This is a genomic window from Pseudomonas sp. Pse1, assembly GCF_024519635.1.
GTDB lineage: Bacteria > Pseudomonadota > Gammaproteobacteria > Pseudomonadales > Pseudomonadaceae > Aquipseudomonas.
This window is the reverse complement of the sequence record NZ_JALJRO010000002.1, coordinates 408,776-433,357: the sequence shown is the minus strand read 5'-3', so window position 1 is coordinate 433,357 and position 24,582 is coordinate 408,776. Positions and strand designations below refer to the sequence as shown.

The 24,582-nt window shown below is 60.7% G+C and carries 29 protein-coding genes; 17 read left to right on the top strand and 12 right to left on the bottom strand.

Annotated elements, in window-relative coordinates; genetic code table 11:
* Nucleotides 1-37: 37 nt before the first annotated feature.
* Both NR126_RS04695 and NR126_RS04690 read left to right on the top strand, forming a co-directional pair.
* A complete protein-coding gene (locus NR126_RS04695) occupies nucleotides 38-583 on the top strand; it encodes a gamma carbonic anhydrase family protein (protein ID WP_027616632.1) in 546 nt (181 codons plus the stop codon).
* A gap of 19 nt (nucleotides 584-602) precedes the next feature.
* On the top strand, nucleotides 603-1,253 hold the full coding sequence (locus NR126_RS04690) for an HAD family hydrolase (RefSeq protein WP_027616633.1): 651 nt from the start codon (nucleotides 603-605) through the stop codon (nucleotides 1,251-1,253).
* A gap of 22 nt (nucleotides 1,254-1,275) precedes the next feature.
* On the opposite strand, the gene NR126_RS04685 is transcribed toward NR126_RS04690, so the two are convergent.
* On the bottom strand, nucleotides 1,276-2,349 hold the full coding sequence (locus NR126_RS04685) for an aminopeptidase (protein WP_027616634.1): 1,074 nt from the start codon (nucleotides 2,347-2,349) through the stop codon (nucleotides 1,276-1,278).
* 59 nt (nucleotides 2,350-2,408) lie between these two features.
* Here NR126_RS04685 and NR126_RS04680 point away from each other — a divergent pair, with 59 nt between their 5' ends.
* Both NR126_RS04680 and NR126_RS04675 read left to right on the top strand, forming a co-directional pair.
* Entirely contained in the window at nucleotides 2,409-2,825 is a 417-nt protein-coding gene (locus NR126_RS04680) for a hypothetical protein (RefSeq protein WP_027616635.1), read from the top strand.
* A 40-nt stretch (nucleotides 2,826-2,865) separates the two neighbouring features.
* Nucleotides 2,866-3,291: a hypothetical protein gene (locus tag NR126_RS04675; protein ID WP_027616636.1), complete on the top strand. Its 426-nt coding sequence runs from the start codon at nucleotides 2,866-2,868 to the stop codon at nucleotides 3,289-3,291.
* 6 nt (nucleotides 3,292-3,297) lie between these two features.
* On the opposite strand, the gene NR126_RS04670 is transcribed toward NR126_RS04675, so the two are convergent.
* Both NR126_RS04670 and NR126_RS04665 read right to left on the bottom strand, forming a co-directional pair.
* Entirely contained in the window at nucleotides 3,298-3,531 is a 234-nt protein-coding gene (locus tag NR126_RS04670) for a DUF1161 domain-containing protein (protein ID WP_027616637.1), read from the bottom strand.
* Between the two features lie 121 nt (nucleotides 3,532-3,652).
* Nucleotides 3,653-4,084, bottom strand: a complete 432-nt coding sequence (locus NR126_RS04665; protein WP_027616638.1) for an OsmC family protein — start codon at nucleotides 4,082-4,084, stop codon at nucleotides 3,653-3,655.
* 246 nt (nucleotides 4,085-4,330) lie between these two features.
* Here NR126_RS04665 and NR126_RS04660 point away from each other — a divergent pair, with 246 nt between their 5' ends.
* Nucleotides 4,331-5,332 carry an LLM class flavin-dependent oxidoreductase gene (locus NR126_RS04660; RefSeq protein ID WP_027616639.1) on the top strand — a complete coding sequence of 334 codons (1,002 nt, stop codon included), beginning with the start codon at nucleotides 4,331-4,333 and terminating at the stop codon, nucleotides 5,330-5,332.
* 63 nt (nucleotides 5,333-5,395) lie between these two features.
* On the opposite strand, the gene NR126_RS04655 is transcribed toward NR126_RS04660, so the two are convergent.
* Nucleotides 5,396-5,617 carry a DUF1161 domain-containing protein gene (locus tag NR126_RS04655; RefSeq protein WP_256829783.1) on the bottom strand — a complete coding sequence of 74 codons (222 nt, stop codon included), beginning with the start codon at nucleotides 5,615-5,617 and terminating at the stop codon, nucleotides 5,396-5,398.
* 131 nt (nucleotides 5,618-5,748) lie between these two features.
* Entirely contained in the window at nucleotides 5,749-5,964 is a 216-nt protein-coding gene (locus tag NR126_RS04650) for a dodecin (RefSeq protein WP_027616641.1), read from the bottom strand.
* Between the two features lie 154 nt (nucleotides 5,965-6,118).
* On the opposite strand from NR126_RS04650, the gene NR126_RS04645 reads away from it, so the two are divergent.
* Nucleotides 6,119-6,445, top strand: coding sequence for a YqjD family protein (locus NR126_RS04645; protein WP_027616642.1), 327 nt, complete (start codon nucleotides 6,119-6,121; stop codon nucleotides 6,443-6,445).
* On the opposite strand, the gene NR126_RS04640 is transcribed toward NR126_RS04645, so the two are convergent.
* Entirely contained in the window at nucleotides 6,442-7,335 is an 894-nt protein-coding gene (locus NR126_RS04640) for a LysR family transcriptional regulator (RefSeq protein ID WP_105753512.1), read from the bottom strand. The genes NR126_RS04645 and NR126_RS04640 overlap by 4 nt on opposite strands.
* Before the next feature lie 111 nt (nucleotides 7,336-7,446).
* Here NR126_RS04640 and trpB point away from each other — a divergent pair, with 111 nt between their 5' ends.
* Both trpB and trpA read left to right on the top strand, forming a co-directional pair.
* Nucleotides 7,447-8,667: a tryptophan synthase subunit beta gene (gene trpB, locus NR126_RS04635; protein WP_027616644.1), complete on the top strand. Its 1,221-nt coding sequence runs from the start codon at nucleotides 7,447-7,449 to the stop codon at nucleotides 8,665-8,667.
* Nucleotides 8,667-9,479 (top strand): tryptophan synthase subunit alpha, encoded by an 813-nt coding sequence (trpA, locus tag NR126_RS04630; RefSeq protein ID WP_027616645.1) that lies wholly within the window; start codon nucleotides 8,667-8,669, stop codon nucleotides 9,477-9,479. The genes trpB and trpA overlap by 1 nt, the downstream gene beginning before the upstream one ends.
* A gap of 58 nt (nucleotides 9,480-9,537) precedes the next feature.
* Here trpA and NR126_RS04625 read toward each other — a convergent pair whose 3' ends face one another.
* Both NR126_RS04625 and NR126_RS04620 read right to left on the bottom strand, forming a co-directional pair.
* Nucleotides 9,538-9,864: a DOPA 4,5-dioxygenase family protein gene (locus NR126_RS04625; protein WP_027616646.1), complete on the bottom strand. Its 327-nt coding sequence runs from the start codon at nucleotides 9,862-9,864 to the stop codon at nucleotides 9,538-9,540.
* 27 nt (nucleotides 9,865-9,891) lie between these two features.
* On the bottom strand, nucleotides 9,892-10,842 hold the full coding sequence (locus NR126_RS04620; protein ID WP_027616647.1) for a LysR family transcriptional regulator: 951 nt from the start codon (nucleotides 10,840-10,842) through the stop codon (nucleotides 9,892-9,894).
* A gap of 114 nt (nucleotides 10,843-10,956) precedes the next feature.
* Between NR126_RS04620 and betC the strand changes: the two genes are divergently transcribed.
* From betC to NR126_RS04605, 3 genes are all read left to right on the top strand, one after another.
* Nucleotides 10,957-12,471: a choline-sulfatase gene (gene betC, locus NR126_RS04615; protein ID WP_256829782.1), complete on the top strand. Its 1,515-nt coding sequence runs from the start codon at nucleotides 10,957-10,959 to the stop codon at nucleotides 12,469-12,471.
* Nucleotides 12,472-12,489: 18 nt separating this feature from the next.
* Nucleotides 12,490-13,410, top strand: a complete 921-nt coding sequence (gene choX, locus NR126_RS04610) for a choline ABC transporter substrate-binding protein (RefSeq protein ID WP_027616649.1) — start codon at nucleotides 12,490-12,492, stop codon at nucleotides 13,408-13,410.
* Between the two features lie 93 nt (nucleotides 13,411-13,503).
* Complete coding sequence (locus NR126_RS04605; RefSeq protein ID WP_256829781.1) at nucleotides 13,504-15,072, top strand: SulP family inorganic anion transporter; 1,569 nt, start codon at nucleotides 13,504-13,506, stop codon at nucleotides 15,070-15,072.
* Here NR126_RS04605 and aroE read toward each other — a convergent pair.
* Both aroE and hemF read right to left on the bottom strand, forming a co-directional pair.
* Complete coding sequence (aroE, locus tag NR126_RS04600) at nucleotides 15,069-15,884, bottom strand: shikimate dehydrogenase (protein ID WP_105753515.1); 816 nt, start codon at nucleotides 15,882-15,884, stop codon at nucleotides 15,069-15,071. The two genes, NR126_RS04605 and aroE, sit on opposite strands and share 4 nt — an antisense overlap.
* A gap of 36 nt (nucleotides 15,885-15,920) precedes the next feature.
* Nucleotides 15,921-16,838: an oxygen-dependent coproporphyrinogen oxidase gene (gene hemF, locus NR126_RS04595; protein WP_027616652.1), complete on the bottom strand. Its 918-nt coding sequence runs from the start codon at nucleotides 16,836-16,838 to the stop codon at nucleotides 15,921-15,923.
* 165 nt (nucleotides 16,839-17,003) lie between these two features.
* On the opposite strand from hemF, the gene NR126_RS04590 reads away from it, so the two are divergent.
* Entirely contained in the window at nucleotides 17,004-17,981 is a 978-nt protein-coding gene (locus tag NR126_RS04590; RefSeq protein ID WP_256829780.1) for an NADPH:quinone reductase, read from the top strand.
* A gap of 52 nt (nucleotides 17,982-18,033) precedes the next feature.
* On the opposite strand, the gene NR126_RS04585 is transcribed toward NR126_RS04590, so the two are convergent.
* Nucleotides 18,034-18,591, bottom strand: a complete 558-nt coding sequence (locus tag NR126_RS04585; protein ID WP_027616654.1) for an L-threonylcarbamoyladenylate synthase — start codon at nucleotides 18,589-18,591, stop codon at nucleotides 18,034-18,036.
* Nucleotides 18,592-18,658: 67 nt separating this feature from the next.
* Nucleotides 18,659-19,762 carry a DNA-processing protein DprA gene (gene dprA / locus NR126_RS04580; RefSeq protein WP_256829778.1) on the bottom strand — a complete coding sequence of 368 codons (1,104 nt, stop codon included), beginning with the start codon at nucleotides 19,760-19,762 and terminating at the stop codon, nucleotides 18,659-18,661.
* A 265-nt stretch (nucleotides 19,763-20,027) separates the two neighbouring features.
* Between dprA and def the strand changes: the two genes are divergently transcribed.
* Genes def through NR126_RS04555 form a run of 5 tightly spaced genes read left to right on the top strand, consistent with a single transcriptional unit; the run spans nucleotide 20,028 to nucleotide 24,574 of the window.
* Nucleotides 20,028-20,534, top strand: coding sequence for a peptide deformylase (gene def / locus NR126_RS04575; protein ID WP_256829777.1), 507 nt, complete (start codon nucleotides 20,028-20,030; stop codon nucleotides 20,532-20,534).
* 56 nt (nucleotides 20,535-20,590) lie between these two features.
* A complete protein-coding gene (gene fmt / locus NR126_RS04570) occupies nucleotides 20,591-21,538 on the top strand; it encodes a methionyl-tRNA formyltransferase (protein WP_027616657.1) in 948 nt (315 codons plus the stop codon).
* Entirely contained in the window at nucleotides 21,535-22,845 is a 1,311-nt protein-coding gene (gene rsmB / locus NR126_RS04565) for a 16S rRNA (cytosine(967)-C(5))-methyltransferase RsmB (RefSeq protein WP_105753521.1), read from the top strand. The genes fmt and rsmB overlap by 4 nt, the downstream gene beginning before the upstream one ends.
* Nucleotides 22,846-22,867: 22 nt before the next feature.
* A complete protein-coding gene (gene trkA, locus NR126_RS04560; protein WP_027616659.1) occupies nucleotides 22,868-24,241 on the top strand; it encodes a Trk system potassium transporter TrkA in 1,374 nt (457 codons plus the stop codon).
* Between the two features lie 21 nt (nucleotides 24,242-24,262).
* A complete protein-coding gene (locus NR126_RS04555; RefSeq protein WP_027616660.1) occupies nucleotides 24,263-24,574 on the top strand; it encodes a tetratricopeptide repeat protein in 312 nt (103 codons plus the stop codon).
* The last annotated feature ends 8 nt before the right edge of the window (nucleotides 24,575-24,582 follow it).

The window sequence follows — 24,582 nt, the reverse complement described above, 5'->3', positions numbered from 1 at the left end:
CTCACCGCAGCTATCAGCAAAAGAGAGAGAGCCTATCGTGTCCCTTCGCAAGTACCAGAACCACACCCCCGTACTCGGCAACGGCGCGTTCGTCGACGGCTCGGCGGTGGTCATCGGCGACGTCGAGATCGGCGCCGACAGCTCGGTATGGCCGCTGACCGTGATCCGCGGTGACATGCACCGCATCCGCATTGGCCAACGCACCAGCGTGCAGGATGGCTGTGTCCTGCACATCACCCATGCCGGCCCATTCAACCCCGACGGTTTCCCTCTGCTGATCGGCGATGACGTGACCATCGCTCACAAGGTCATGCTGCACGGCTGTAACATCGGTAGCCGGGTTTTGATCGGCATGGGCAGCATCGTGATGGATGGCGCCATTGTCGAGGACGAGGTCATCATCGGCGCCGGCAGCCTGGTGCCACCGGGCAAACGCCTGGAAAGTGGCTACCTGTACGTGGGCAGTCCGGTAAAGCAAGTTCGCCCATTGACTGACAAGGAGCGCGCATTTTTTACCTATAGCGCCGGCAACTACGTCAAGCTCAAAGACCTGCATCTGGCCGAAGGCTACGACCAGCTCTGACTCTTATTCGGGACATTTCATGCATTACCAAACTGTTTTGTTCGACCTTGATGGCACCCTGACAGACCCGCGCGAGGGCATTACCCGCTCTATCCAATATGCCCTGAGCAACCTGGGGATCGACGAGCCGGACCTGGGCAAACTGGAACACTTCATCGGCCCGCCGTTGCTGCAGGCTTTCATGCAGTTCTACGGCTTCGACGAAGCCAAGGCGTGGCAGGCGGTGAATTTCTATCGCGAACGCTTCAAGGTCACCGGCCTGTACGAAAACCGTGTGTTTGATGGCGTCACGCCATTGCTGGAGACACTGAGCGTACAGGGCCGGCAGCTGTATATCGCGACGTCCAAACCCTGGGTGTTTGCCCGGGAAATTGCCCGACATTTCGACTTCGACCGGCACTTCAAGGTGATTTACGGTAGCGAACTCGACGGCACCCGCACCGACAAGGTCGAACTGATTGCCCACCTGATCGGCGAAGAAGGCCTGGACCCCGCCACTACGCTGATGATCGGCGATCGCAAGCACGACCTGATTGGCGCCCGCCGCAATGGCCTGGATGCTGCCGCCGTGGGTTATGGGTTCGGCAGCCACGAAGAGTTGAGCGCGGAACAACCGGCCTATCACTTCGAGACCCTGGCAGACCTGCACCAGGCCTTCTTGCGCGGGTAGTCTGCTTTCCGCCCGGGTGTACTCAGTCGTCCAATGACATCAGCGCCCGTTTGCGTTGCGCGGGCGCCAGCGCGCCCACTCGCTCCGCCGCCAAGTAAAACTTCTGCCAGTCGCCGCCCGCCTGCCTGAACAGCTCGGCGAATGCTGGCACCCATTGGTCATACAGGCCGAACGGCAGTAGCCGGGCGTTGTTCATCGGCGCGTCGATCCACGCATCAAAGCGTCGGCTGCCAGCCCATTGGCTGTCGCGCAGGGTCTGGTAGTCAGCGCGCAAGCGCGTGAATTCAGCGGCCTTGCGCCGACGCATTTCGTCGCTCGCCAGGGGCAGGGCATACAGTTTTTCCAACCGCGCACGGGTGTCCAGCAACAACTGAATGAACTGGTCGCGCTGTCGCTCCTGCGCATCATTCAGCGCAGGCAGGTTGCGCGCCGCGCGCCACTGGCGCGTGCCTTCCTGCTCGACAAAGCTGGCGAAGGACTCGTTGAACTCAGTGTCGTCTTTCACATAAAGGCGTTGGTGCGCCAGCTCATGAAAGATCAGGGTCGCCAGCCGCTCGTCGCCCCAACCCAGCATTGAATTCATGATCGGATCATCGAACCAGCCCAGGGTTGAATAGGCCTCGACGCCGCCGATCGCCACGTCCATGCCCTGCTGGCGCTGGAGAGCCGCCTCACCGCGCGCGGCACCCTGCTGGTAATAACCGCGGTAGGCCACACAGCCGGCAATCGGGAAGCAATAGTTCTGCGGACGGAGGGAAAATTCCGGAGTGACAAACACATTCCACACCACGTAGGAGCGGCCAATGTCTGCGTAGAGGCGGTAACTCTGGTTATCCGGCAGGTGCAGGTGCTGGCTAGCGAAGTCCCGGGCCCGTTGCGATTGCTCCAGGTGTGCGCGCAGTTTCGCGTCACTGGCCGGGTCGGCAATGACCTGGCTGACCGGAACACGAGCGTTTAACAACTGCAATTGACCACTGGCCAACTGGCTGTAGTAACTGACGCTGGCACAACCGTTCAGCAGCAAAAACATCACACTCGGAAACAAAACGCGCAAAACGCGATCAAGTAACCGATGGCTCGCAAGCAGCCTGATCACATCGAATCATCCTTGGGGAGTCTGCCTGCAAGACTATCTCGCCTGACTGGAGCTTCGCCATGCGCGCATTAATACTGAGTGGAGGCCTGCTGACGCTAGCCGGCTGTGCCGGATTGCCACAACCTGACCCAACACAAGCCTGGATTGATCTCACACCCCATGCCAAGGACACCGCGCTGCAGGCGCTGGAAGTCGATGAAAAGGCCACCCTCGATAAACGTTACTTCGAAGTCCCCCCCGGCAGCCATGAGCTGACGGTGCGCTATCAGTTTGCCGTCGAGCCGAGCAACATCGGCCCCGATGCGCAAACACTGTGGCGTGATTGCCAATTGAGCGTGAAATACACCGATTTCAACGCCGGCGGTCGCTATCAACTGCAGGCGGGAAATATCGGTTTTCGGCCCTGGGCCAAACTCTACGATGAGCAGCGAAAAGTCGTCGGTCAGGCCCGTCCGACAGGCTGCCAGGGCACCTGATCGGCGCTATGATTAATACCTGACCGCACGGAAATAAATCATGCACAGGTATTTGCTGCTTCTCGCCCTCACCGCACTCTCGGGCTGCACCACGTCACCCTTGCCTACGGTCGATCCGAAAATGGCCTGGGTCGATTTCGCCATGCCGTCGCCGGGCGGCAAAGTGCTGATGGCCGAGCGCCTGGACAATCAACGCCTGACCGACGGCCGTTTTTTCCAGGTCACGCCCGGTCACCATGAACTGATGGTGCGCTTTGATTTTGAAGTTTTTGGCGGCGGCATGGGCGGCATGAACACCGATCCCCAGGAGCGGTTGTGCTACATGACCCTCTCTTACGACCATTTCCAGGCGGGCCAGCGCTATCGCCTTGAAGCCCGCTCGCTGGCCTTCACGCCCAGCGCTCGACTGTACGACGCCAAGCGTCAGATCGTCGCCGAAGAACGTCAGATCAATTGCGTACCCTGAGGCGACTTATCGATCGTTCTTCTGGTAGATGATTTTCTTGCTGCCATTTTCGCAACTGCCGACCACCATGTTCTGGTCGTGCACTTCATCGTTGCTGACAATTTCCAGGGTGTAGGAAGAGACGTTGTTGGCCTGAATCTTGGCTTCGATCTCGGCCTTGAGCTCTTCGCACGGCTTGGGCGCCGCCAGGGCCGATGTGGTCAGCGCAGCGCAGATTACCGCCAAGGCAAAACGTTTCATGGTTGAAGCTCCCTCTAAGCAGCGCGCACGGGCGTGTGCTCAAGCTGCTGTCATTAATTCGACCATCATTGTGCCAGACGAGTTCTGCGTTGCGCTGCCTCCATCTCCAGCAGGGGAGGGCTCAGGTGATGAGCTGACCGTCCAGGCTGATTTTCGCGTTCAACACCTTGGATACCGGGCATCCTTCCTTGGCCTTTTTGCTCAGCTCTTCAAATTGCTGCTGGCTGGCGCCAGGTATTTTTGCCTTGAGGACCAAGTGAACTGCGGTAATCGCAAAACCGCCGTCAACCTGATCCAGGGTGACTTCGGCCTGGGTATCAATGCTCTCAGCCGTAAGTCCTGCCTCGCCGAGAATCATGGAAAAGGCCATGGAGAAACAACCCGCATGTGCGGCCCCAATCAGTTCTTCCGGGTTAGTGCCCTTGCCGCCCTCGAAGCGCGCTTTGAAGCCGTAAGGCGCCTCGCGCAGCACACCGGTTTCCGTGGATATCGAGCCAATACCGGTTTTCAGATCACCTGCCCAATGCGCCGATGCTTTCTTGATGATGCTCATCTGTGCCTCCTCAGAATCCGGCGCGAGGGTTCGCGCCTTGATGGTTTTCGCTTCCCAAGGTTTCTGAGGATAGATCGCAGGACAAAGTTCACATTGTCGGATAAGACCGACTATCCGGTAGGCAATTTCAAGCCTGCTATTGAAACTCGGGTATATGCCCACATTGCATAGAACAGGCTTATACATTCGGCAGGTTTTCGTTGGTGAGAAAAGCCTGCACCGCCCCCCTTTTGGAGAAGCAGGCTTATGAAACAGCTGTCCGATATCAAGTTTTCGACCCTGGACCTGGTGCCCGTCCGGGAGAACGGTAGCCCTGCGCAATCGCTGCGTAACTCACTGGATTTGGCGCAACACGTCGAACAATGGGGCTACAACCGTTTTTGGGTGGCCGAACACCACAACATGGACGGCATCGCCAGTTCTGCCACCTCGGTGCTGCTGGGCTATCTGGCCGGCGGCACGAAGAACATTCGCGTGGGTTCCGGCGGGGTGATGCTGCCCAACCATGCGCCGCTGGTGATTGCCGAACAATTCGGCACACTGGAAAGCCTGTATCCCGGGCGCATCGACTTGGGCCTGGGGCGCGCCCCTGGCTCCGACCAACTGACCGCCCGTGCCTTGCGCCGCGAGCGCTCGGGCAGCGCCGACGACTTCCCGGAAGACGTCGCAGAGCTGGTGCGCTACCTCGGTCCACGCACGCCAGACCAACGCATCATTGCTATGCCCGGCACCGGGACCAACGTACCGATCTGGCTGCTGGGTTCCAGCCTGTTTAGTGCACAACTGGCAGGGGAGCGCGGCTTACCCTACGCCTTTGCCTCACATTTCGCACCGCGTTACATGCACGAAGCGATTCGCGTCTATCGCAACCACTTCAAGCCTTCAGCCGTGCTGGATAAACCCTACGTGATGCTGGGCGTGCCACTGGTAGCTGCCGACACTGACGACCAGGCCGACTACCTAGCGACGTCGGTCTATCAGCGGATCCTGGCGTTGATGCGTGGCCAGAGCCTGGTGCAGCGCCCACCAGTGAAATCCATGGACGGTTTGTGGCTGCCGCATGAGAAACAGGCTGTCGGCGATTTCCTCGGACTGGCCATGGTCGGTAGTCCGGCGAAGATCCGCGGCAAGCTCGAGGTGCTGATCGAGCAGACCCAGGCCGATGAGCTGATCTTTACCTGCGACTTGTATGAGCATGCTGACCGCCTGCACTCCTACGAGCTGCTGGCGCAGGTCATGAAGGGTTGAATATCCTGTGAGCACCCATGAAAAAGCCGACGCCTGGGCGTCGGCTTTTTTGTGTGGAATGGGTCACTTTTTGTAGACGATTTCCTTGGAGCCACCTTCGCAGGTGCCCACGACTTTTCCGCCTGTCGAAGCGTCTTTGTCGACGATTTCCAGCGTGTACCCGGAGACGCCCTTGGCGTCGAGCTTCGCTGCAATTTCCGTCTTGAGTTCCTCACACGGCTTACCCGCCGCCAGCGTTGTACCCGCAATGCTCAGCAAGCCCAAAGCCAGAATCAATTTCTTCATCGGTCACATTCCTTGGTCGAATCAAAAGGTTATAAATAAAGTCCAAGACTCCAGTGTCCGAGTCTAAATAGCGCTTTGCCACTTCCTATGGCAATCAGCCAGCGAACGAGTTCATTAGCCTGCGATCACCCTCAGCTATTGGCGATCCGAAAGCCCACCTTGAGCGTCACTTGAAAATGCGCCGCCTTGCCGTCCTTGATGTGCCCGCGGGTATCGACCACCTCGAACCACTCCAGGTGTTTGATGCTTTTGCTGGCTTCGGCCAGCGCATTGTTGATCGCATCTTCGATGCTGGTAGGGGATGAGCCCACCAGTTCAACTTTCTTGTAAGTGTGATGGTCAGTCATGGCGATCTCCTTAAGTGTTAATACAGACTAGCAGTGATTTTTCGTATTTCTTCTGTGTGCATTTCCTCAGAGAAGGTTCAGATTTTTCGGCACTTTCGCGAAGCGCCGGAGTCGGAACCAACACATGCCACTCAATCAATGCAGGAGAGTCACCATGGCCAACACCTCGTTGCGCAAAGCTTCATTGCAAAGCATGGAAGCCGAGATCGAGAGTCTGCTCAAGTCGTTGGAAAGCTTGAAAAGCGATGCCTCTGACGAGTCGCTGAAAACCCTGAAAACCTTGAAAGGCAATGCCGAGAGCGCGCTCAAACACTCGCGCAGCCTGCTCAGCGACGCGTACGAAGAAGTCAAAGTGAAAACCCGCGAGACCGGGATCGCCACCCGCGACTACGCGCAGGAGCACCCGTGGACCACGGCGGGTGTCGCAGTCGGTGCCCTGGGCCTGTTGGCGGCGTATCTGTTGTGCAAACGCGGCGACTAATCCGCCTGGCGCAGTTCGTTTTTCAGCCACTGCGCCAGTTGCCGAGCGCGCCCGTCCGCGGCGCGCTTGGGTAACCACAACGCCAGTTGCGCCGGGGTTTGCGAAAAGCCCCACGGCGCAATCAGGCGACCCGCCTTCAAATCCTCAGCCACCAGCGGCTGTGGAGCGATAGCCACTCCCAAACCGGCAACCGCCGCCTCCAACAGATAATACAAATGCTCGAATCCCTGACCGAACTTCAAGGCATGCGGGTCGAGGTGATTGTGTTGCGCCCAACTGGGCCAGGCTTGCGGGCGTGAGGTTGTGTGCAACAGGGCTTGCTCGAGCAGGGCGCTGGCCGGCGCCGCACGTAATGTTTCGTATGCGGCGCAACGTGGGCTGAGCACCGGGCCGATGCATTCACTGGCCAGTTCATAGACGTGCATGTCCGCTGGCCACGGCGGCTCGGCGAAAACCAGCAGGGCGTCCAGTCCAGGGCGGCGCGGATCGAGATCACCTTCGCCCGCCGACAAATGCAAGCGCAGGTCCGGGAGATCGGCATTCAATCGTCCCAGGCGCGGAATAAACCAGCGCGCCAACAAACTGCCAGAGCAGCCGAGCACAAAGGGCGCATCGGCGTGACCCTGCGTCAGCTCAGCGCAAACGCTGCGTAGTCGCTCAAAAGCATCGGCACTGGCATCGCGCAGACGTACGCCGGCATCTGTGAGTTTAATGCCGCGGCCATCTTTGACGAACAGGCTGATGCCCAAGTGTTCTTCGAGGACTTTCAGTTGCCGGCTCACGGCCCCATGAGTCACGTGTAATTGCTCCGCCGCCTGACTGACGCTATTCAGGCGAGCAGTGGCTTCGAAGGCGCGCAGGGCGTTGAGAGGGGGCAGGTCGTGGCTCATGGATAGGTGAGTTTTCCTGACAGGTCGTGGCGATCTTATCGGTTTTCACCGGGGAGCGTCAGGGGTAGAGTGAACGCCATTGTCTCTTCACGCATTCACCTGGAGCGCCCCATGACCCAGACTAATCTGCGCAACGGCCCTGACGCCAGCGGCCTGTTCGGCGCGTTCGGCGGCCGTTACGTTGCCGAAACCCTGATGCCGTTGATCCTCGACCTGGCCCGTGAATACGAAGCCGCCAAAGAGGATCCAGCCTTCAAAGAAGAACTGGCCTACTTCCAGCGCGACTACGTCGGCCGCCCAAGCCCGCTTTATTTCGCCGAGCGTCTGACCGAATTCTGCGGCGGCGCAAAAATCTATCTCAAACGCGAAGAGCTGAACCACACCGGCGCGCACAAGATCAACAACTGCATCGGCCAGATCCTGCTGGCTCGGCGCATGGGCAAGAAACGCATCATCGCCGAGACCGGCGCCGGCATGCACGGTGTGGCCACAGCCACCGTCGCCGCGCGCTTTGGCCTGGAATGTGTGATCTACATGGGCACCACCGACATAGAGCGGCAACAGGCCAACGTGTTCCGTATGAAACTGCTGGGCGCTGAGGTGATCCCGGTGGTTGCCGGTACCGGTACCCTGAAAGACGCGATGAACGAAGCCCTGCGTGACTGGGTGACCAACGTCGACAGCACCTTCTACCTGATCGGCACCGTGGCCGGTCCACACCCTTATCCGGCAATGGTCCGCGATTTTCAGGCAGTGATCGGCAAGGAAACTCGCGACCAACTGCAGGCTCAGGAAGGCCGTCTGCCCGACAGCCTGGTGGCCTGCATCGGCGGTGGCTCGAACGCCATGGGACTGTTCCACCCGTTTCTCGATGACCAAGGTGTCGAGATCATCGGCGTTGAAGCGGCAGGGCACGGCATCGAAACCGGCAAGCACGCCGCCAGCTTGAACGGTGGCGTACCGGGCGTGTTGCACGGCAACCGCACCTTCCTGCTGCAGGACGACGATGGCCAGATCATCGATGCACACTCGATTTCTGCCGGCCTCGACTATCCGGGCATCGGCCCGGAACACGCCTGGTTGCATGACATCGGTCGTGTTCAATACACCTCGGTGACCGACGACGAAGCCCTCGATGCGTTCCACAAGTGCTGCCGCCTGGAAGGGATCATTCCAGCGCTGGAAAGCGCCCACGCCCTGGCAGAAGTGTTCAAACGTGCACCGACCTTGCCCAAGGATCACCTGATGGTGGTCAACTTGTCCGGCCGAGGTGATAAAGACATGCAAACAGTGATGTTCCACATGGAACAATCCAAGCAGGAGAAACACTGATGAGCCGCCTGCAGACTCGTTTCACCGAACTCAAAGAGCAGAACCGTGCGGCCCTAGTGACCTTCATCACCGCTGGCGACCCGAACTACGACACCTCCCTGGCGATCCTCAAGGGCCTGCCAGCGGCGGGGGCGGACGTGATCGAACTCGGCATGCCCTTCACCGACCCAATGGCCGATGGCCCGGCGATCCAATTGGCCAACATCCGTGCGCTGGGTGCCAAACAGAACCTGGCGAAAACCCTGCAGATGGTTCGCGAGTTCCGTGCCGAGAACAACGACACCCCGCTGGTGCTGATGGGTTACTTCAATCCGATTCACTACTACGGCGTTCCACGCTTCATCGCCGATGCCAAGGAGGCCGGCGTCGATGGTCTGATCGTGGTGGATATGCCGCCTGAACATAACGGCGAACTCTGTGATCCGGCTCAAGCGGCAGGTCTGGACTTTATCCGCCTGACCACCCCGACCACTGACGACGCACGCCTGCCGACCGTACTCAACGGCAGCTCGGGCTTCGTCTATTACGTGTCGGTTGCCGGTGTGACCGGTGCCGGCGCGGCCACCTTGGAGCATGTCGAGGAAGCCGTCGCTCGTCTGCGTCGACACACCGATTTGCCAATCAGCATCGGCTTCGGTATCCGCACTCCGGAGCAGGCGGCTGCGATTGCTCGCCTAGCGGACGGCGTGGTGGTGGGTTCGGCCCTGATCGATCACATCGCCAACGCGACGACATCCGAGCAAGCCATCGATGGCGTGTTGAGCCTGTGCTCGGCGCTGTCACAAGGTGTGCGTAACGCGCGCACTGCTTGAGTATCTAAAAGCGGCATCGAAGGCTCAGGTTTTTGCCCTGGGCCTTTTTTATGCGCATCTAGAAATTCGACAGATCCAGCGGCCGAATAGCGCCCATCCAGATTGCGTGATCGGTGTGGTCCAGCAGGTCATTACCGGTTTCCGGGTGCAGGAACACCACCAAGCCGTTTCGATTAAGCGCCAACCATGGCAGCACCACGCCAATCAATTCCGGCTCGAATGCCAGCTGACAACTCCAGTCGGGATGGGGGCCGACCGGCCGCTCGTGGACCCGCCCCATCCGCAGTTTGAATGTCTGAGCAGCCTGCTCACACAAAGCCCGGGCCTGGTCGATAGTGGTCGCATCAAAATAAACGTGGGCGTGATAGCCCTTGATCCGTTGCATATCATTCTCGTGGCGCAAATGATCAAGCTACACCGCAATTGATGGCAGGGCCAAGCCTGTCAGCGATTCAGCACTACTGGCCTGCTCACTCATCAACCAGTCGACGAACTGCTGGATCAACGCGCGCCGCCTTTTGCGCTGAGGCAATACCACGTAGTAGCCAAAGCTCGACAGCGCCGTCTCGTTGATCGGGCGCACCAGCAAGCCTTGCGTCAGCAGGTTATCAACCAGATGACGCCAACCGATGGCCACCCCTTGGCCGCCAATCGCCGCCTGAATCAACAGCGTGTAGTTATCAAAGCGCAGTTGCCCCGGTGCGGGCGAAGTGCCGATCCCCAGACTGCGGAACACGCCGCTCCAATCAAACCAGTGACTGCGGTTCTCGCCGCGCAGATGAAGCAAGGGCAGTTCCATGAGTGCCTGGGCGGGAAGGGGAGCAGGTCGGTCCTTGAGTAGCAAAGGGCTGCAGACTGGAAACACCTCTTCACTGAACAACCAATGACTTTCGCCCTGCTTGAAGCGCCCATCGCCAAACAGCACCGCTACATCAATGTCGGTACGCAGCATGTTGTGACTGCGTTCGCTGGTGACCAGGCTCACATCCACCTGGGGATTGGCCTGGTGAAAGCGATGCAACCGTGGCATCAGCCAGTAGGCGGCAAAGGCGAAGTCGGTGGCCACTTGCAACACCTCGTGCTGGTGCTGGGCGCTGATTGCATTCAGGCCATCATCGATGCCCTGCAAGCCGGCCTGTACATGCTCGAACAGAATGGTCCCGGCTTCCGTCAACTCGATGCCCCGATAAATGCGGTCGAACAGGCGCGTATCGAGTTGCTCCTCCAGCCGTTTGAGCTGCTGACTGACCGCAGGTTGAGTGGTTCCCAGTTCAACTGCCGCAGCGGTGAAACTGCGATGGCGCGCCGCCGCTTCAAAGGTACGCAGCAGATCCAGCGATAACTCACCAAGGGCGTCATACATAAGCTGTCGTTATCCTAGTCATTGCCGGCCATGGGCTTTACCACGAAGTGAGCGGACTCCATTCTCGATCGCAGCACTTTCGCATAACTGCTCACTATGGAATGCCGCGATCACATGAAGCGCAAGAACATTCTTTTCATCATGGCCGATCAAATGGCCGCGCCACTGTTGCCGTTCTACGGTTCATCACCGATCAAGCTGCCCAACCTGAGCCGTCTCGCTGCCGAAGGCGTGGTGTTCGAAGCCGCCTACTGCAACAGTCCGTTGTGCGCGCCTTCACGCTTCACCCTGGTCAGCGGTCAGTTACCGAGCAAAATCGGCGCCTACGACAATGCGGCGGACTTCCCCGCCGACGTCCCGACCTATGCCCATTATCTGCGCCGGCTCGGCTATCGCACCGCACTCTCGGGGAAGATGCACTTCTGCGGGCCGGACCAACTTCACGGTTATGAAGAACGCCTGACCAGCGACATCTACCCGGCGGACTATGGCTGGGCCGTGAATTGGGATGAACCGGACGTGCGCCCAAGCTGGTATCACAACATGTCATCGGTGCTGCAAGCCGGCCCATGTGTGCGCACCAACCAGCTGGATTTTGATGAAGAGGTGGTGTTCAAGGCGCAGCAGTATCTGTTCGATCACATTCGTGAAGACGGCGATCAACCGTTTTGCCTGACGGTCTCGATGACCCACCCTCACGACCCGTACACCATTCCCAAGGCATTCTGGGACCTATACGACGACCAGGACATCCCGCTGCCGGAAACTCCCGATCAGTCCGACCTCGATCCGCACTCCCAGCGCCTGCTCAAGGTCTACGACCTGTGGAACAAGCCATTGCCGGTGGAGAAAATCCGCGATGCGCGCCGCGCCTATTTTGGTGCGTGCAGCTACATCGACGCCAATGTCGGCAAGCTCATACAAACACTTGAAGAGACCGGTCTGATCGACGACACCATCATCGTCTTCTCCGGCGACCACGGGGACATGCTGGGCGAGCGCGGCCTCTGGTACAAAATGCACTGGTTCGAAATGGCGGCCCGGGTACCGCTGCTGATCAGCGCACCGGGACAGTTCGCAGCCGGGCGTGTGAGTACCGCAGTCTCTACCGCCGACCTGCTGCCGACTTTCGTCGCGCTCGCCGGCGGCCAACTGGAGCCAGGCCTGCCACTGGACGGCCGCTCGTTGTTGCCGCATCTGCAAGGGCAGGGCGGGCATGACGAAGTGTTTGGCGAATACATGGCCGAAGGCACCGTCAGCCCACTGATGATGATCCGACGCGGGCCGTACAAATTTATCTACAGTGAAAGCGATCCCTGCCTGCTGTACGACGTGAGCAACGACCCGCAGGAGCGCGAAGAGCTCAGTCAGTCAGCGGACCACCGGGAACTGTTCGCCGCGTTCCTCGCCGAAGCACGCGCCAAGTGGGACATTCCAACCATTCACAACCAAGTCCTTGCCAGCCAGCGCCGCCGCCGCTTCGTCGCCGACGCGCTGACCCTGGGCAAGCTCAAGAGCTGGGATCACCAGCCAATGGTCGACGCCAGTCAGCAGTACATGCGCAACCACATCGACCTCGATGATCTGGAGCGCAAGGCTCGTTATCCACAACCCTGCCAAAACCAATAACGTAAGGGGAAGAAGAGCATGCAAAGGTTATCCACCGTATTGAGCGCGGGCCTGCTGGTGATCTGCGTTCCGGCCTGGGCCGACGACACCAGCTGCGCCACCGTAAAGATGGCCGACCCCGGCTGGAGCGATATTGCCGCGACCAATGCGATCACTGGCTTCCTGCTCGATGGCATGGGTTACAAGGCCAAGGTCGATACCCTCGCCGTGCCGATCACCTTTGGCGGACTCAAGGACGGTCAGGTCGATGTCTTCCTCGGCAACTGGATGCCGGCGCAGCAGGGCTTCTATGACAAATTCGTCGCCACTGGAGATGTCACCCAGTTGGCCAAGAACCTCGATGGCACCGAGTTCACCCTGGCTGTACCGGACTATGTGTGGGACGCCGGGGTGCGGAATTTTGCCGACCTGAACAAGTACGCCGACAAGTTCGACCGGAAAATCTATGGCATCGGCTCCGGCGCGCCGGCCAACCTCTCGCTGCAGGAAATCATCAAGAAGAATGACTTCGAAATGGGTCAATGGAAACTGGTGGAGTCCAGTGAGCAGGCAATGCTCGCCGAAGTCTCGCGAGCAGTGAAAAAGCAGAAGTTCGTGACCTTCCTTGGCTGGACTCCGCACCCAATGAACGTGCAATTGAAAATGCACTACCTCAAGGGCGGCGAGAAATATTTCGGCGACACCGGCAGCGTGTACACCCTGACTCGCAAGGGTTATGCGCAGGCCTGCCCGAATGTCGGCAAGCTGCTGACCAACCTGAGCTTCACCCAGGACATGGAGAACAGCATCATGGCCGAGGTGGTGAATAAGAAGGTCAGCAACGCCGATGCCGCAAAAGCCTGGATCAAAGCCAACCCGGCGGTACTGGAAAAATGGCTGGACGGGGTCAAGACGGCGGATGGCAAAGACGCGCTGCCGGCGGTGCAAGCCAAGCTCTAAATCTGCTCGACCCGGGTCTGTTCCTGCCAGCAGCGCGGGAACATTCGCCCGGGCCCTGATACTCTTTGGCAAACACCCCAATCGCGAGGATTCATGGCAATCCCCAGTCGCCATTCGCTCTTTCCCTTTCTCAAATGGCTGCCCCGGCAAACCCGCGCTAGCGTCGGCCGCGACCTGCTGGTGGGCCTGAGCGGCGCCATTCTGGCGTTGCCACAATCCATCGCCTACGCATTGATCGCCGGCCTTCCCCCGGAATACGGCTTGTACGCCGCCATCATCCCGGTGCTAATCGCCTGCCTCTGGGGCTCTTCCTGGCATTTGATCTGCGGTCCTACAGCAGCCATTTCCATTGTCCTCTATGCCAGCGTCAGCCCTCTGGCCGTCCCGGCGTCGCAGGACTACATCACCCTGATCCTGTTGCTGACCTTCCTCGCCGGGGTCTTCCAATGGCTATTGGGACTTCTGCGCTTCGGCGCCCTGGTGAATTTCGTCTCGCACTCGGTGGTACTGGGATTCACCCTGGGCGCCGCCGTCGTTATCGCCCTCGGACAGTTGCCGAACCTGCTGGGGCTGGACCTGCCGAGCCAGGCAACCGCGCTCAATAGTCTGCTGTCACTGGTCAACCATCTCGACGCCGTGGATAAACCGTCGTTGGCGCTGGGCCTCGGCACCCTGGCACTGGGCATTCTGATCAAGTTGTGGCGACCGCGTTGGCCGAGCCTGTTGATCAGCCTGATCGCCGGCAGCCTGCTGGTATGGCTGTGGCCATCGATGTTCGGTCATGTGGCGCTGGTCAGCGCATTTGTTGGACGCCTGCCGCCATTTAGCCCGTTGCCGCTGGATCTGGAATTGGTGCTGCGCCTGCTGCCGAGTGCGGTGGCCGTCGGCATGCTCGGCCTGGTCACCAGCCTGTCGATTGCCCGCTCGTTGTCGGCGCGCTCGCAGCAGTTGCTCGATGCCAATCGGGAAGTCCGCGCCCAGGGACTGTCGAACATTGTCGGCAGTTTTTTCTCCGGCTCGCTGTCGGCCGGCTCCTTTACTCGTTCCGGGTTGAGCTATGAGGCGGGCGCTTGTTCGCCGCTGGCCGGTGTGTTCTCGGCGCTCTGGGTGGCGCTGTTTGCGGTGAGCGGCGCGGCGCTGATCGCGCACATTCCGATTCCGGCTATGGCCGGCAGCATCCTCCTGATTTGCTGGGGCCTGGTGGACCATCGCGGGATTCGCTCGCTGTTCCGGGTCAGCCGTGCCGAGTTCGTGGTGATGGCGCTGACCTGTGTCGCCACACTGCTGTTGGAGTTGCAGACCGCGATCTACGCCGGCGTGCTGGCCTCGCTGTTCTTTTATCTGAAACGCACCTCGCAGCCGCGAGTGCAGCAGTGGCGCGAAGGTGACGAGGAAATCCTGCGGGTCGGCGGCTCGATCTTTTTCGGCGCCAGCCATTACCTGCAAGTGCGCCTGCAACGCACCCAGGGCCTGAAGGTGGTGATCGAGGCGCAGTACATCAACTTCATCGATTACTCGGGCGTGGAGATGCTCCATCAAGAGGCCCGTCGCCTGCTCAGACAGAAGCGCAGCCTGACCCTGCGCCGGGCGCGGGTTCATGTAATCGAGGAACTGCGCAAACTCGAAGGGCTGGAGAAGTGCCCGATACGATTCGAAGACTAGGCGAGCAGCCGGCGTAGTTCGGCAAGCACTGGCGCGGTGTCCGGACGCACGCCGCGCCACAGGAAGAACGCTTCGCCAGCCTGCTCGGCGAGCATGCCCAGGCCGTCCATCGTCACGCCGCCCTGATCGGCCGCCCAGCGACAGAACGAGGTCGGCTCCTTGCCGTACATCATGTCGTAGCACAGGGTCTTGCCCGGTTCGATCAGGCTGCCGGCAATCGGCGGTACATCGCCCGACAGACTGGCCGACGTGGCGTTGACAATCAGGTCCACCGGCTCACGCAGCCAACCGAAACCACTCGCCGACACCGGGCCGAGATCAGTGAACAATTCACACAACAATTCGGCTTTTTCCACCGTGCGGTTGGCGATGATCACCGACGCCGGTTGTTCGGCCAGCAGTGGCTCCAGCGCACCCCGCACCGCACCGCCAGCCCCCAGCAACAGGATGCGTTTGCCGCGCAGGCTGAATCCAGCGTTGACCGTCAGGTCACGGACCAGTCCAGCGCCGTCGGTGTTATCGCCCAACAGGCTGCCGTCCGCTTGCTTGCTCAAGGTGTTGACCGCACCTGCCCGTTGCGCGCGAGGGGTCAGCTGATCGGCCAGGCGATAGGCTTCTTCCTTGAATGGCACCGTCACGTTGGCGCCGCGACCTTCGCGGAAAAATGCCCGGGCACAGCCGGAAAAATCATCCAGTGGCGCCAGCAAGGTCTGGTAATCGAGTTGCTGGGCAGTCTGCTCGGCGAACAGGCGATGGATCAATGGCGACTTGCTGTGGCCAATCGGGTTACCGAAAACTACGTACTGATCCATCTCACAACCTCTGGGTAAGCGCCTTCAGGTTCGCTATTAAACAGTGCCTGCCAACCAGTCCCGGTCCTGCAGGAAGTACTCGGTCAAGCGTGCCTCTTCACTGCCGGGCTCGGCTTTCCAGTCATAGCCCCAACGCACTTGCGGTGGCAGCGACATGAGGATCGACTCGGTGCGCCCGCCCGATTGCAGGCCGAACAATGTGCCACGGTCGTAGACCAGGTTGAACTCGACATAACGCCCGCGACGAAATTCCTGGAATTCACGCTGTTGCGCGGTGAAGGCTTGGGCCTTGCGTCGCTGCACGATCGGCAGGTAAGCGTCGATGTAGGCATCGCCAATGGCGCGCATGAAGGCAAAGCTGGTATCGAAGTCCCACTCGTTCAGGTCATCGAAGAACAGACCGCCAATGCCGCGAGGCTCGTTGCGATGCTTGATGTGGAAATAGCTGTCGCACCAGTCCTTGTAGCGGCTGTAGACGTCTGCCCCGAACGGCGCACAGGCCTGAGCGGCGACACGGTGCCAATGCACGCAGTCTTCTTCATTGCCGTAGTAAGGGGTCAGGTCGAAGCCGCCGCCAAACCACCAGACCGGCTCTTCGCCTTCTTTTTCGGCGATGAAAAACCGCACGTTGGCGTGGGACGTCGGCACATGGGGATTGTGCGGATGAATCACCAGCGACACGCCGAGGGCTTCAAAGCCACGCCCAGCCAATTCAGGCCGATGCGCGCTGGCGGAAGGGGGCAAACCGCTGCCGAAGACGTGGGAAAAGTTGACCCCGCCTTTTTCGATGAGCGCGCCATTTTCGATCACCCGCGTGCGACCGCCACCGCCGGCAGGCCGGGTCCAGGCGTCTTCGACAAAACGAGTGCCGCCGTCTTCGGTTTCCAGTGCAGCACAAATGCGGTCTTGCAGGTCGAGCAGGTAGGCTTTAACGGCCTCGGTGCGGGTAGTCATGGCATCACCTTGAATCGGGCAAAGCTACGTGGCGCCCGCACGGAGCGGCGACCAACGCAAATGGGCGCGTAGCATACCACTGCACCCACACCTGCCGCAGTTGACGAAGGTCAAGCTTAGGAGTCCGATAGACCCCCTACGCAAAACCACCCAAGGAGAGTGCAGATGGCCAAACGTATCCAGTTCAGCGCCCATGGCGGCCCCGAAGTACTTGAGTACGTGGATTATCAGCCCGCCGAGCCAGGCCCGCATCAAGTCCGGGTGAGTAACAAGGCGATCGGCCTGAACTTCATCGACACCTATTTCCGCAGCGGTCTCTATGCGCCTCCGGCCTTGCCGTCGGGCCTCGGTGCGGAAGGCGCCGGCGTGGTCCAGGCGGTGGGCAGCGAAGTCACCCGGTTCAAGGTCGGTGATCGCGTGGCTTATGGCAGCGGCCCGCTGGGCGCCTACAGCGATGTACACGTGCTACCCGAAGCCAACCTGGTGCATCTGCCGGACGCTATCAGTTTCGAGCAGGCCGCCGGGGTGATGCTCAAGGGCCTGACGGTGCAGTACCTGTTGCGTCAGACTTATGAACTCAAGGGCGGCGAAACCATCCTGTTCCACGCCGCAGCCGGGGGCGTCGGCTCGCTGGCCTGCCAATGGGCCAAGGCGCTCGGGGTGAAACTGATCGGCACCGTCAGCTCGCCGGAAAAGGCCGCGCTGGCCAAGGCCAACGGCGCTTGGGCGACCATCGACTACAGCCACGAAAACGTTGCACAACGAGTGCTGGAACTGACCGATGGGCAGAAATGCCCGGTGGTTTACGACGGTGTCGGCAAAGACACCTGGCTGACCTCCCTCGACAGCACTGCGCCCCGTGGCCTGCTGGTGAGCTTCGGCAATGCCTCCGGTGCCGTTGACGGCGTTAACCTGGGGATTCTGGCGGCCAAAGGCTCGCTGTACGTCACTCGCCCGACGCTGGCGACCTACGCCAACAACGCCGACAACCTGCAGCGCATGGCCGATGAGCTGTTCGAGATGATCATCAGAGGCCAACTGAAGGTGGATATCAGCCAGCGCTATTCGCTGGCCGACGCGGCCAAGGCGCAGGCAGAGTTGTCGGCGCGGCGCACTACCGGCTCGACCATTCTCCTGCCCTGAAATAAGCCGCTTTCGCTGGCGCTCATCTGCCAGCGAAGAGCGGCAAGCGGTGTCAATCCGGGCGCACCACGTGCCCGGTGGCCAGGTCGCGAATCACGCTCGGATTCTTGCGCCCACCGAGGCTGCCGCCCAGCACCAGGTCCACTTCACCACGGAAGTACTGCTCGACCCGCAGACGCGTGCGCGCCGCCGGACGGCCCTGCGGGTTGGCGGAAGTCGATACCAGCGGCCCGACCAGCGAACACAGGTCGCGCACCTGCGGGTGATCGCTGACGCGCAAGGCGACGGTTTCGTGCACACCCGTGATCCATTGCGGCAGCATGTTCTGATGCGGGACCAACCAGGTGTTGGGGCCTGGCCAGGTGCTGGCCATGCGATCCATCCACAGTTCAGGGAAATCCTCGAACAGGAAATCGAACTGACGGATATTATCGGCCACCAGGATCAAGCCCTTTTCAACCGAGCGCCCCTTGATCGCCAGCAGACGATAGACCGCTTCTTCGTCCCAGGGGTCGCAACCCAGCCCCCAGACAGCTTCCGTTGGATAGGCAATCACCGCCCCTGCGCGAATTCCTCGTGCGGCTTGCTGCACACGCCACCTGTTGACCATGATCGACTCTCCAAATTAAGGCTGTGCGCAGTTTACCCATCTTCCCTGTAAAGCCCAGCGTCTGAACCTAGCTTAGGCGGGCAAACCAGCGTCCGCCTTCACACACGGCGCGCCCATCCATCTCAAGCTCGGTCAGGGCCGCCAGCACTTTCGGCAATGTCCAGCCGCAGGCGTCAGCCAAGGCTTCGCTGGTATGCGGTGCAGCAATCAGCAAACAGAGCAGGGGATGATCGAGAGCCACGGCCGGTTGCGCGGGCACCGCCAGGTTTTGCCAGCCCCGTAGCCCTTCGAGAATGTGCTCGATGGTTTCCACCAGCACCGCGCCATCACGAATTAGCTGGTGACAGCCTCGGGCGACCGGGTGATGGATGGAGCCCGGGATGGCGTAGACCTCGCGCCCCTGTTCAGCAGCAAGCCGTGCAGTAATCAAAGAACCACTGGCGACACTGGCCTCCACCACCAGCACCCCGAGGGACAAACCACTGATGATCCGGTTGCGCCGAGGGAAGTTGCCGGCATGCGGCCCAGCATCGAGCGGGAATTCGGAAATCACTGCACTGCCTTGGGCGATCATCATCTCGGCCAGACGCCGATTACGCTGTGGATAAAATTTTTCCAGGCCGGTGCCCAGCACCCCAATCGTTTGACCGCCCACATCCAGCGCGGCTTGATGCGCTGCCGCATCAATCCCCAGGGCCAAGCCGCTGGTGATGACAAAACCGGCACCCGCCAGACTGCGGGAAAACGCCGCGGCGGTATCCATGCCCGGCCTGGACGCGCGTCGACTGCCGACCATCGCCAGTTGCGGTTTTTCCAGGATGGTCGGATCGCCAGCGACGAACAACAACGGCGGCGGATCGCTGATTTCGGCCAGCAATGCGGGGTAACCGGGCTGGTCGAACATCAGTAAATGCTGGCCTTCGCGCTCAAGCCAGGCCAGGGCATGCTGGGCGCTGTCGCGCACCAGCGGACTACGTCGGGCCTCGGCGCAACATGCCGGCAGGCCCAGGGATCGCCAGGCATTGGCCGGCGCACTGAGGGCTTTGGATGCTGAACCGAAGGCTTCGAACAGTTTGAGATAACGTCGCTGCCCCAGTTCCGGCAGGCAATGCAAACGCAGGCGAGCTTCAAGTTCGGCCGGGGATATCGGCGAATTTTCAGGGCAGGGCATAGGATCATCCTTGATCGTAAGTGGTCCCGCTTTAGCAGGAATAAGCTGTGGATAACTCTGTTGGTAACTTGTTGAGGGCTTTACCGCGAATGCCGCCAGGTACAAAGCCGCAGGGCGACTAATGATTCACTCATGCAGTGAATCCCTTTATCATGTCCGTTCGCATAAAACGCCAGGGCCCGCCGGGCTCGCTCCTGTCGGGGGCGACGTTTTATAACGGTGGCCTCGGCCCTGACCCAACTTCACACGTGCAGCTATTACGCTTATGGCCATTTTGAACATCCTCGAATTTCCCGACCCGCGCCTGCGAACGATCGCCAAACCGGTGGCCGTAGTGGACGATGAAGTGCGGCAGTTGGTCGATGACATGTTTGAAACAATGTATGGAGCTCCGGGCATCGGCCTCGCGGCGACCCAGATCAACGTGCACAAGCGCATCGTGGTCATGGACCTGTCCGAAGATCGCAGCGAACCGATGGTGTTCATCAACCCCGAGTTCGAAACCCTGACCGACGAGATGGAGCAGTACCAGGAAGGCTGCCTTTCGGTACCGGGCTTTTACGAAAACGTCGACCGTCCGCAAAAGGTCAAGATCAAGGCTCTGGATCGCGACGGAAAGCCCTACGAGCTGATTGCCGAAGGCCTGCTGGCGGTGTGCATCCAGCACGAATGCGACCACCTCAACGGCAAGTTGTTCGTCGACTACCTATCCACGCTCAAACGCGACCGGATCAAGAAGAAGCTGGAAAAGCTCCACCGCCAGAACACTTGACTCCTTTCTTCCAAAGGCTTGCTGCGGCAAGCCTTTTTCTTTTGTGAGATCCCCCGATGCGCATCGTTTTTGCCGGCACCCCCGAATTCGCCGCCGAACACCTCAAGGCCCTGCTCGACAGCCCGTACGAAATCGTCGCGGTCTACACCCAACCGGATCGCCCGGCGGGTCGCGGGCAAAAGCTGATGCCAAGCCCGGTCAAGCAACTGGCGCTGGAAAACAACATTCCGGTGCTGCAGCCGCCGACCCTGCGCAACGCCGATGCCCAGGCCGAACTGGCTGCGCTCAAGCCCGACTTGATGGTGGTGGTGGCCTACGGCCTGATCCTGCCGCAAGTGGTGCTGGATATTCCGCGCCTGGGCTGCATCAACAGCCACGCCTCGCTGCTGCCACGCTGGCGCGGTGCGGCGCCGATCCAGCGCGCCGTCGAAGCCGGTGACGCAGAAAGTGGCGTCACCGTGATGCGCATGGAAGCCGGTCTGGACACTGGGCCGATGCTGCTCAAGGTCCACACCCCAATTACTGCCCAAGACACTGGCGGCAGCTTGCACGACCGCCTCGCCGAAATGGGCCCGCCAGCTGTGCTCCAGGCAATTGCCGGGCTGGCTGCCGGCACCCTGCAAGGTGAAGTGCAGGACGATAGCCTGGCCACCTACGCCCACAAATTGAACAAGGACGAAGCGCGCATTGACTGGAGCCGTCCGGCCGTCGAGCTGGAGCGACTGGTCCGGGCTTTCAATCCATGGCCGATCTGCCACAGCACACTCAACGGCGAAGCGTTGAAAGTGCTCGCCGCCACCTTGGCCGACGGCAAAGGCACCCCCGGCGAAATCATCGGCGCCAGCAAGGACGGCCTGCTGGTTGCCTGCGGCGAACAGGCGCTGTGCCTGACTCGCCTGCAACTGCCCGGCGGCAAGGCCCTGAACTTCAGCGACCTGTTCAACAGCCGGCGCGAAAAATTCGCTGTCGGCACCGTCCTTGGCCAAGCGGTGGACGCGCAATGAACCCGCGTCTGGCCGCCGCCAAGGCACTGACTGCCGTGCTCAACGGCAAAGCTTCGCTCAACAGTTCGCTGCCGACCCAGCTGGACAAGGTCGAAGACCGCGATCGCGGCTTCACCCAGGACCTCGCTTTCGGCACCGCGCGCTGGCAGCCACGCTTGTCGGCGCTGGCGGCCAAGCTGCTGCAAAAGCCCTTCAAGGCCGCTGATACCGATGTCGAGGCGCTACTGCTGGTCGGCTTGTATCAGTTGCTCTACACCCGTGTTCCGGCCCATGCCGCCATCGGCGAAACGGTTGGCTGCGCCGACAAGCTGAAAAAACCGTGGGCAAAAGCCCTGATCAACGCCGTCCTGCGCCGCGCCCAACGTGAGAGTGAAGCGCTGTTGGCAGAACTGGAGCACGATCCGGTAGTGCGCACCGCCCATCCGCGCTGGCTGCAGAAGTCGCTCAAGGCCTTCTGGCCCCAGCAATGGGAGGCCATCTGCGCGGCCAACAATGCGCACCCGCCGATGATTTTGCGGGTCAATCGTCGCCATCATTCCCGCGACGCTTACCTCGCCCTGTTGAACCAGGCCGGTGTTGCCGCACAACCCTGCGTATTCAGCCAGGACGGCATCGTCCTCGACACGCCAGGCGACGTGCGCAGCCTGCCGGGCTTCAGCGAAGGCTGGATCAGTGTGCAAGACGAAGCCGCGCAACTGGCGGCCGATCTGCTCGATCTGGCACCCGGCCAACGCGTGCTGGATGCCTGCTGCGCCCCGGGCGGCAAGACCTGCCATATTCTTGAAGTTGAACCGGCGCTGGCCGGCGTGGTGGCAGTGGACCTCGAAGCCAAACGCCTGCTGCGGGTACGGGAAAACCTCGATCGCCTACGCCTGGATGCCGAGCTGATCGCCGCCGACGGCCGCGACACTCAGGCCTGGTGGGACGGCAAACCGTTCCAGCGGATCCTGCTCGATGCGCCGTGCTCGGCCACCGGGGTGATTCGCCGTCACCCGGACATCAAGCTGACTCGCCAACCCGACGACATCGCCGCGCTGGCCACTCTGCAGGGCGAGTTGCTCGACGCCATGTGGAAGACTCTCGAGGTGGGCGGCATCCTGCTGTACGCCACCTGCTCGACGCTGCCCACCGAAAACACCGAAGTGATCGAGGCGTTTCTCGCCCGCACCCCGGGTGCCCGCGAGCTGGATATCGCCAGCCAGGCCGGTATCAAGCAGCCCCATGGTCGCCAGTTGCTGGCACAAGAGGGTGGTCATGACGGGTTCTATTACGCCAAGCTGATCAAGATCGCCGCCGCGCGCGGTTAAACGATTCCAAGGGAGTGACTGGATGAAAATCATCATCCTCGGCGCAGGGCAGGTGGGCGGATCGCTGGCGGAGCATCTGGCCAGCGAAGCCAATGACATTACTGTGGTCGACACCGACGGCGAACGCCTGCGCGACCTCGGCGATCGCCTCGACATCCGCACCGTGCAAGGTCGCGGCTCGCTGCCTACCGTGTTGCGCTCGGCCGGTGCCGACGACGCCGACATGCTGGTGGCGGTGACCAACAGCGACGAAACCAACATGGTCGCCTGCCAGGTGGCCCACACCCTGTTCCACACCCCGACCAAGATCGCCCGGGTCCGCGAAGCGTCCTACCTGACCCGCGCTGACCTGTTCGACAACGACGCGATTCCAGTGGACGTGCTGATCAGCCCGGAACAGGTCGTGACCAACTACATCAAGCGTCTGATCCAACACCCTGGCGCCCTGCAGGTCATCGACTTCGCCGAAGGCAAGGCGCAGTTGGTGGCGGTCAAGGCCTATTACGGCGGGCCGCTGGTAGGTCAGCAATTGCGTCAGTTGCGCGAACACATGCCCAACGTCGACACTCGGGTTGCCGCGATCTTCCGTCGCGACCGGCCGATCCTGCCGCAAGGCGATACGGTGATCGAAGCGGACGACGAAGTATTCTTCATCGCTGCCAAAGCGAATATTCGCGCAGTCATGAGCGAAATGCGCCGCCTCGACGAAAGCTACAAGCGCATCGTCATTGCCGGCGGTGGACAGATTGGCGAGCGCCTGGCCGAGGCCATCGAGAGTCGCTACCAGGTCAAGATAATCGAGATGAGCCCGGCGCGTTGCCGCTACCTGTCGGACACCCTCGACAGCACCGTGGTATTACAGGGCAGCGCGTCGGACCGTGACTTGCTGCTGGAAGAGAACATTGCCGACGCCGATATCTTCCTTGCACTGACCAACGACGATGAAGCCAACATCATGTCGTCGCTGCTGGCCAAGCGCCTGGGAGCGAAGAAGGTGATGACCATCATCAACAACCCTGCCTATGTCGACCTGATCCAAGGCGGCGATATCGATATCGCCATCAGCCCGCAACTGGCGACCATCGGCACCCTGTTGGCACACGTACGCCGCGGCGATATCGTCAGCGTGCACTCATTGCGCCGCGGCGCGGCTGAGGCCATCGAGGCGATTGCTCACGGCGACGCGAAGTCCAGCAAGGTGATCGGCAAGGCCATCGAAAACATCGCATTGCCGCCGGGTGCCACCATCGGCGCGATCATTCGTGACGAAGAAGTGCTGATCGCCCACGACGACACGGTGATCGAAGCCGGCGATCACGTGATTCTGTTCCTTGTGGATAAAAAGCACATCCGCGATGTGGAGAAGCTGTTCCACGTGGGCTTGAGCTTTTTCTGACAATCACCAGGAGGTTTTCAGATGCTGGAGTCGCTGGAAAAGATGCTTGCCAAGGGTGTGGATAACTCCCTGCTGCGCTTCGGTCTGGGTAAGGGTTATCTGGACCTGAAGGACTACACCAAGGCCGCCGAACATCTGCGCAAGTGCGTCGAGTTCGATCCGAAATATTCGGCGGCGTGGAAGCTGCTGGGCAAGGCGTTGCTGGGCTTGGAAGATCATGCGGCGGCGCGCCGGGCCTGGGAGCAGGGGATCAGCGCGGCGCAGGCCCACGGTGACAAGCAGGCAGAGAAAGAGATGGCGGTGTTCCTCAAGAAACTCGACCGCCACCTCTAGGCACTGAT

Excerpts from the sequence above, each read along its gene's own strand:
- NR126_RS04650 (WP_027616641.1), bottom strand. The coding sequence starts at position 5,964 with ATGACTGACCATCACACTTACAAGAAAGTTGAACTGGTGGGCTCATCC.
- NR126_RS04665 (WP_027616638.1), bottom strand. The coding sequence starts at position 4,084 with ATGAGCATCATCAAGAAAGCATCGGCGCATTGGGCAGGTGATCTGAAA.
- choX (WP_027616649.1), top strand. The coding sequence starts at position 12,490 with ATGCAAAGGTTATCCACCGTATTGAGCGCGGGCCTGCTGGTGATCTGC.
- trpA (WP_027616645.1), top strand. The coding sequence starts at position 8,667 with ATGAGCCGCCTGCAGACTCGTTTCACCGAACTCAAAGAGCAGAACCGT.
- NR126_RS04645 (WP_027616642.1), top strand. The coding sequence starts at position 6,119 with ATGGCCAACACCTCGTTGCGCAAAGCTTCATTGCAAAGCATGGAAGCC.
- NR126_RS04690 (WP_027616633.1), top strand. The coding sequence starts at position 603 with ATGCATTACCAAACTGTTTTGTTCGACCTTGATGGCACCCTGACAGAC.
- NR126_RS04625 (WP_027616646.1), bottom strand. The coding sequence starts at position 9,864 with ATGCAACGGATCAAGGGCTATCACGCCCACGTTTATTTTGATGCGACC.
- NR126_RS04605 (WP_256829781.1), top strand. The coding sequence starts at position 13,504 with ATGGCAATCCCCAGTCGCCATTCGCTCTTTCCCTTTCTCAAATGGCTG.
- betC (WP_256829782.1), top strand. The coding sequence starts at position 10,957 with ATGAAGCGCAAGAACATTCTTTTCATCATGGCCGATCAAATGGCCGCG.
- rsmB (WP_105753521.1), top strand. The coding sequence starts at position 21,535 with ATGAACCCGCGTCTGGCCGCCGCCAAGGCACTGACTGCCGTGCTCAAC.
- NR126_RS04655 (WP_256829783.1), bottom strand. The coding sequence starts at position 5,617 with ATGAAGAAATTGATTCTGGCTTTGGGCTTGCTGAGCATTGCGGGTACA.
- NR126_RS04680 (WP_027616635.1), top strand. The coding sequence starts at position 2,409 with ATGCGCGCATTAATACTGAGTGGAGGCCTGCTGACGCTAGCCGGCTGT.
- NR126_RS04675 (WP_027616636.1), top strand. The coding sequence starts at position 2,866 with ATGCACAGGTATTTGCTGCTTCTCGCCCTCACCGCACTCTCGGGCTGC.
- NR126_RS04585 (WP_027616654.1), bottom strand. The coding sequence starts at position 18,591 with ATGGTCAACAGGTGGCGTGTGCAGCAAGCCGCACGAGGAATTCGCGCA.
- NR126_RS04620 (WP_027616647.1), bottom strand. The coding sequence starts at position 10,842 with ATGTATGACGCCCTTGGTGAGTTATCGCTGGATCTGCTGCGTACCTTT.
- trkA (WP_027616659.1), top strand. The coding sequence starts at position 22,868 with ATGAAAATCATCATCCTCGGCGCAGGGCAGGTGGGCGGATCGCTGGCG.
- NR126_RS04555 (WP_027616660.1), top strand. The coding sequence starts at position 24,263 with ATGCTGGAGTCGCTGGAAAAGATGCTTGCCAAGGGTGTGGATAACTCC.
- dprA (WP_256829778.1), bottom strand. The coding sequence starts at position 19,762 with ATGCCCTGCCCTGAAAATTCGCCGATATCCCCGGCCGAACTTGAAGCT.
- def (WP_256829777.1), top strand. The coding sequence starts at position 20,028 with ATGGCCATTTTGAACATCCTCGAATTTCCCGACCCGCGCCTGCGAACG.
- NR126_RS04670 (WP_027616637.1), bottom strand. The coding sequence starts at position 3,531 with ATGAAACGTTTTGCCTTGGCGGTAATCTGCGCTGCGCTGACCACATCG.
- trpB (WP_027616644.1), top strand. The coding sequence starts at position 7,447 with ATGACCCAGACTAATCTGCGCAACGGCCCTGACGCCAGCGGCCTGTTC.
- aroE (WP_105753515.1), bottom strand. The coding sequence starts at position 15,884 with ATGGATCAGTACGTAGTTTTCGGTAACCCGATTGGCCACAGCAAGTCG.
- NR126_RS04660 (WP_027616639.1), top strand. The coding sequence starts at position 4,331 with ATGAAACAGCTGTCCGATATCAAGTTTTCGACCCTGGACCTGGTGCCC.
- hemF (WP_027616652.1), bottom strand. The coding sequence starts at position 16,838 with ATGACTACCCGCACCGAGGCCGTTAAAGCCTACCTGCTCGACCTGCAA.
- NR126_RS04590 (WP_256829780.1), top strand. The coding sequence starts at position 17,004 with ATGGCCAAACGTATCCAGTTCAGCGCCCATGGCGGCCCCGAAGTACTT.
- fmt (WP_027616657.1), top strand. The coding sequence starts at position 20,591 with ATGCGCATCGTTTTTGCCGGCACCCCCGAATTCGCCGCCGAACACCTC.
- NR126_RS04640 (WP_105753512.1), bottom strand. The coding sequence starts at position 7,335 with ATGAGCCACGACCTGCCCCCTCTCAACGCCCTGCGCGCCTTCGAAGCC.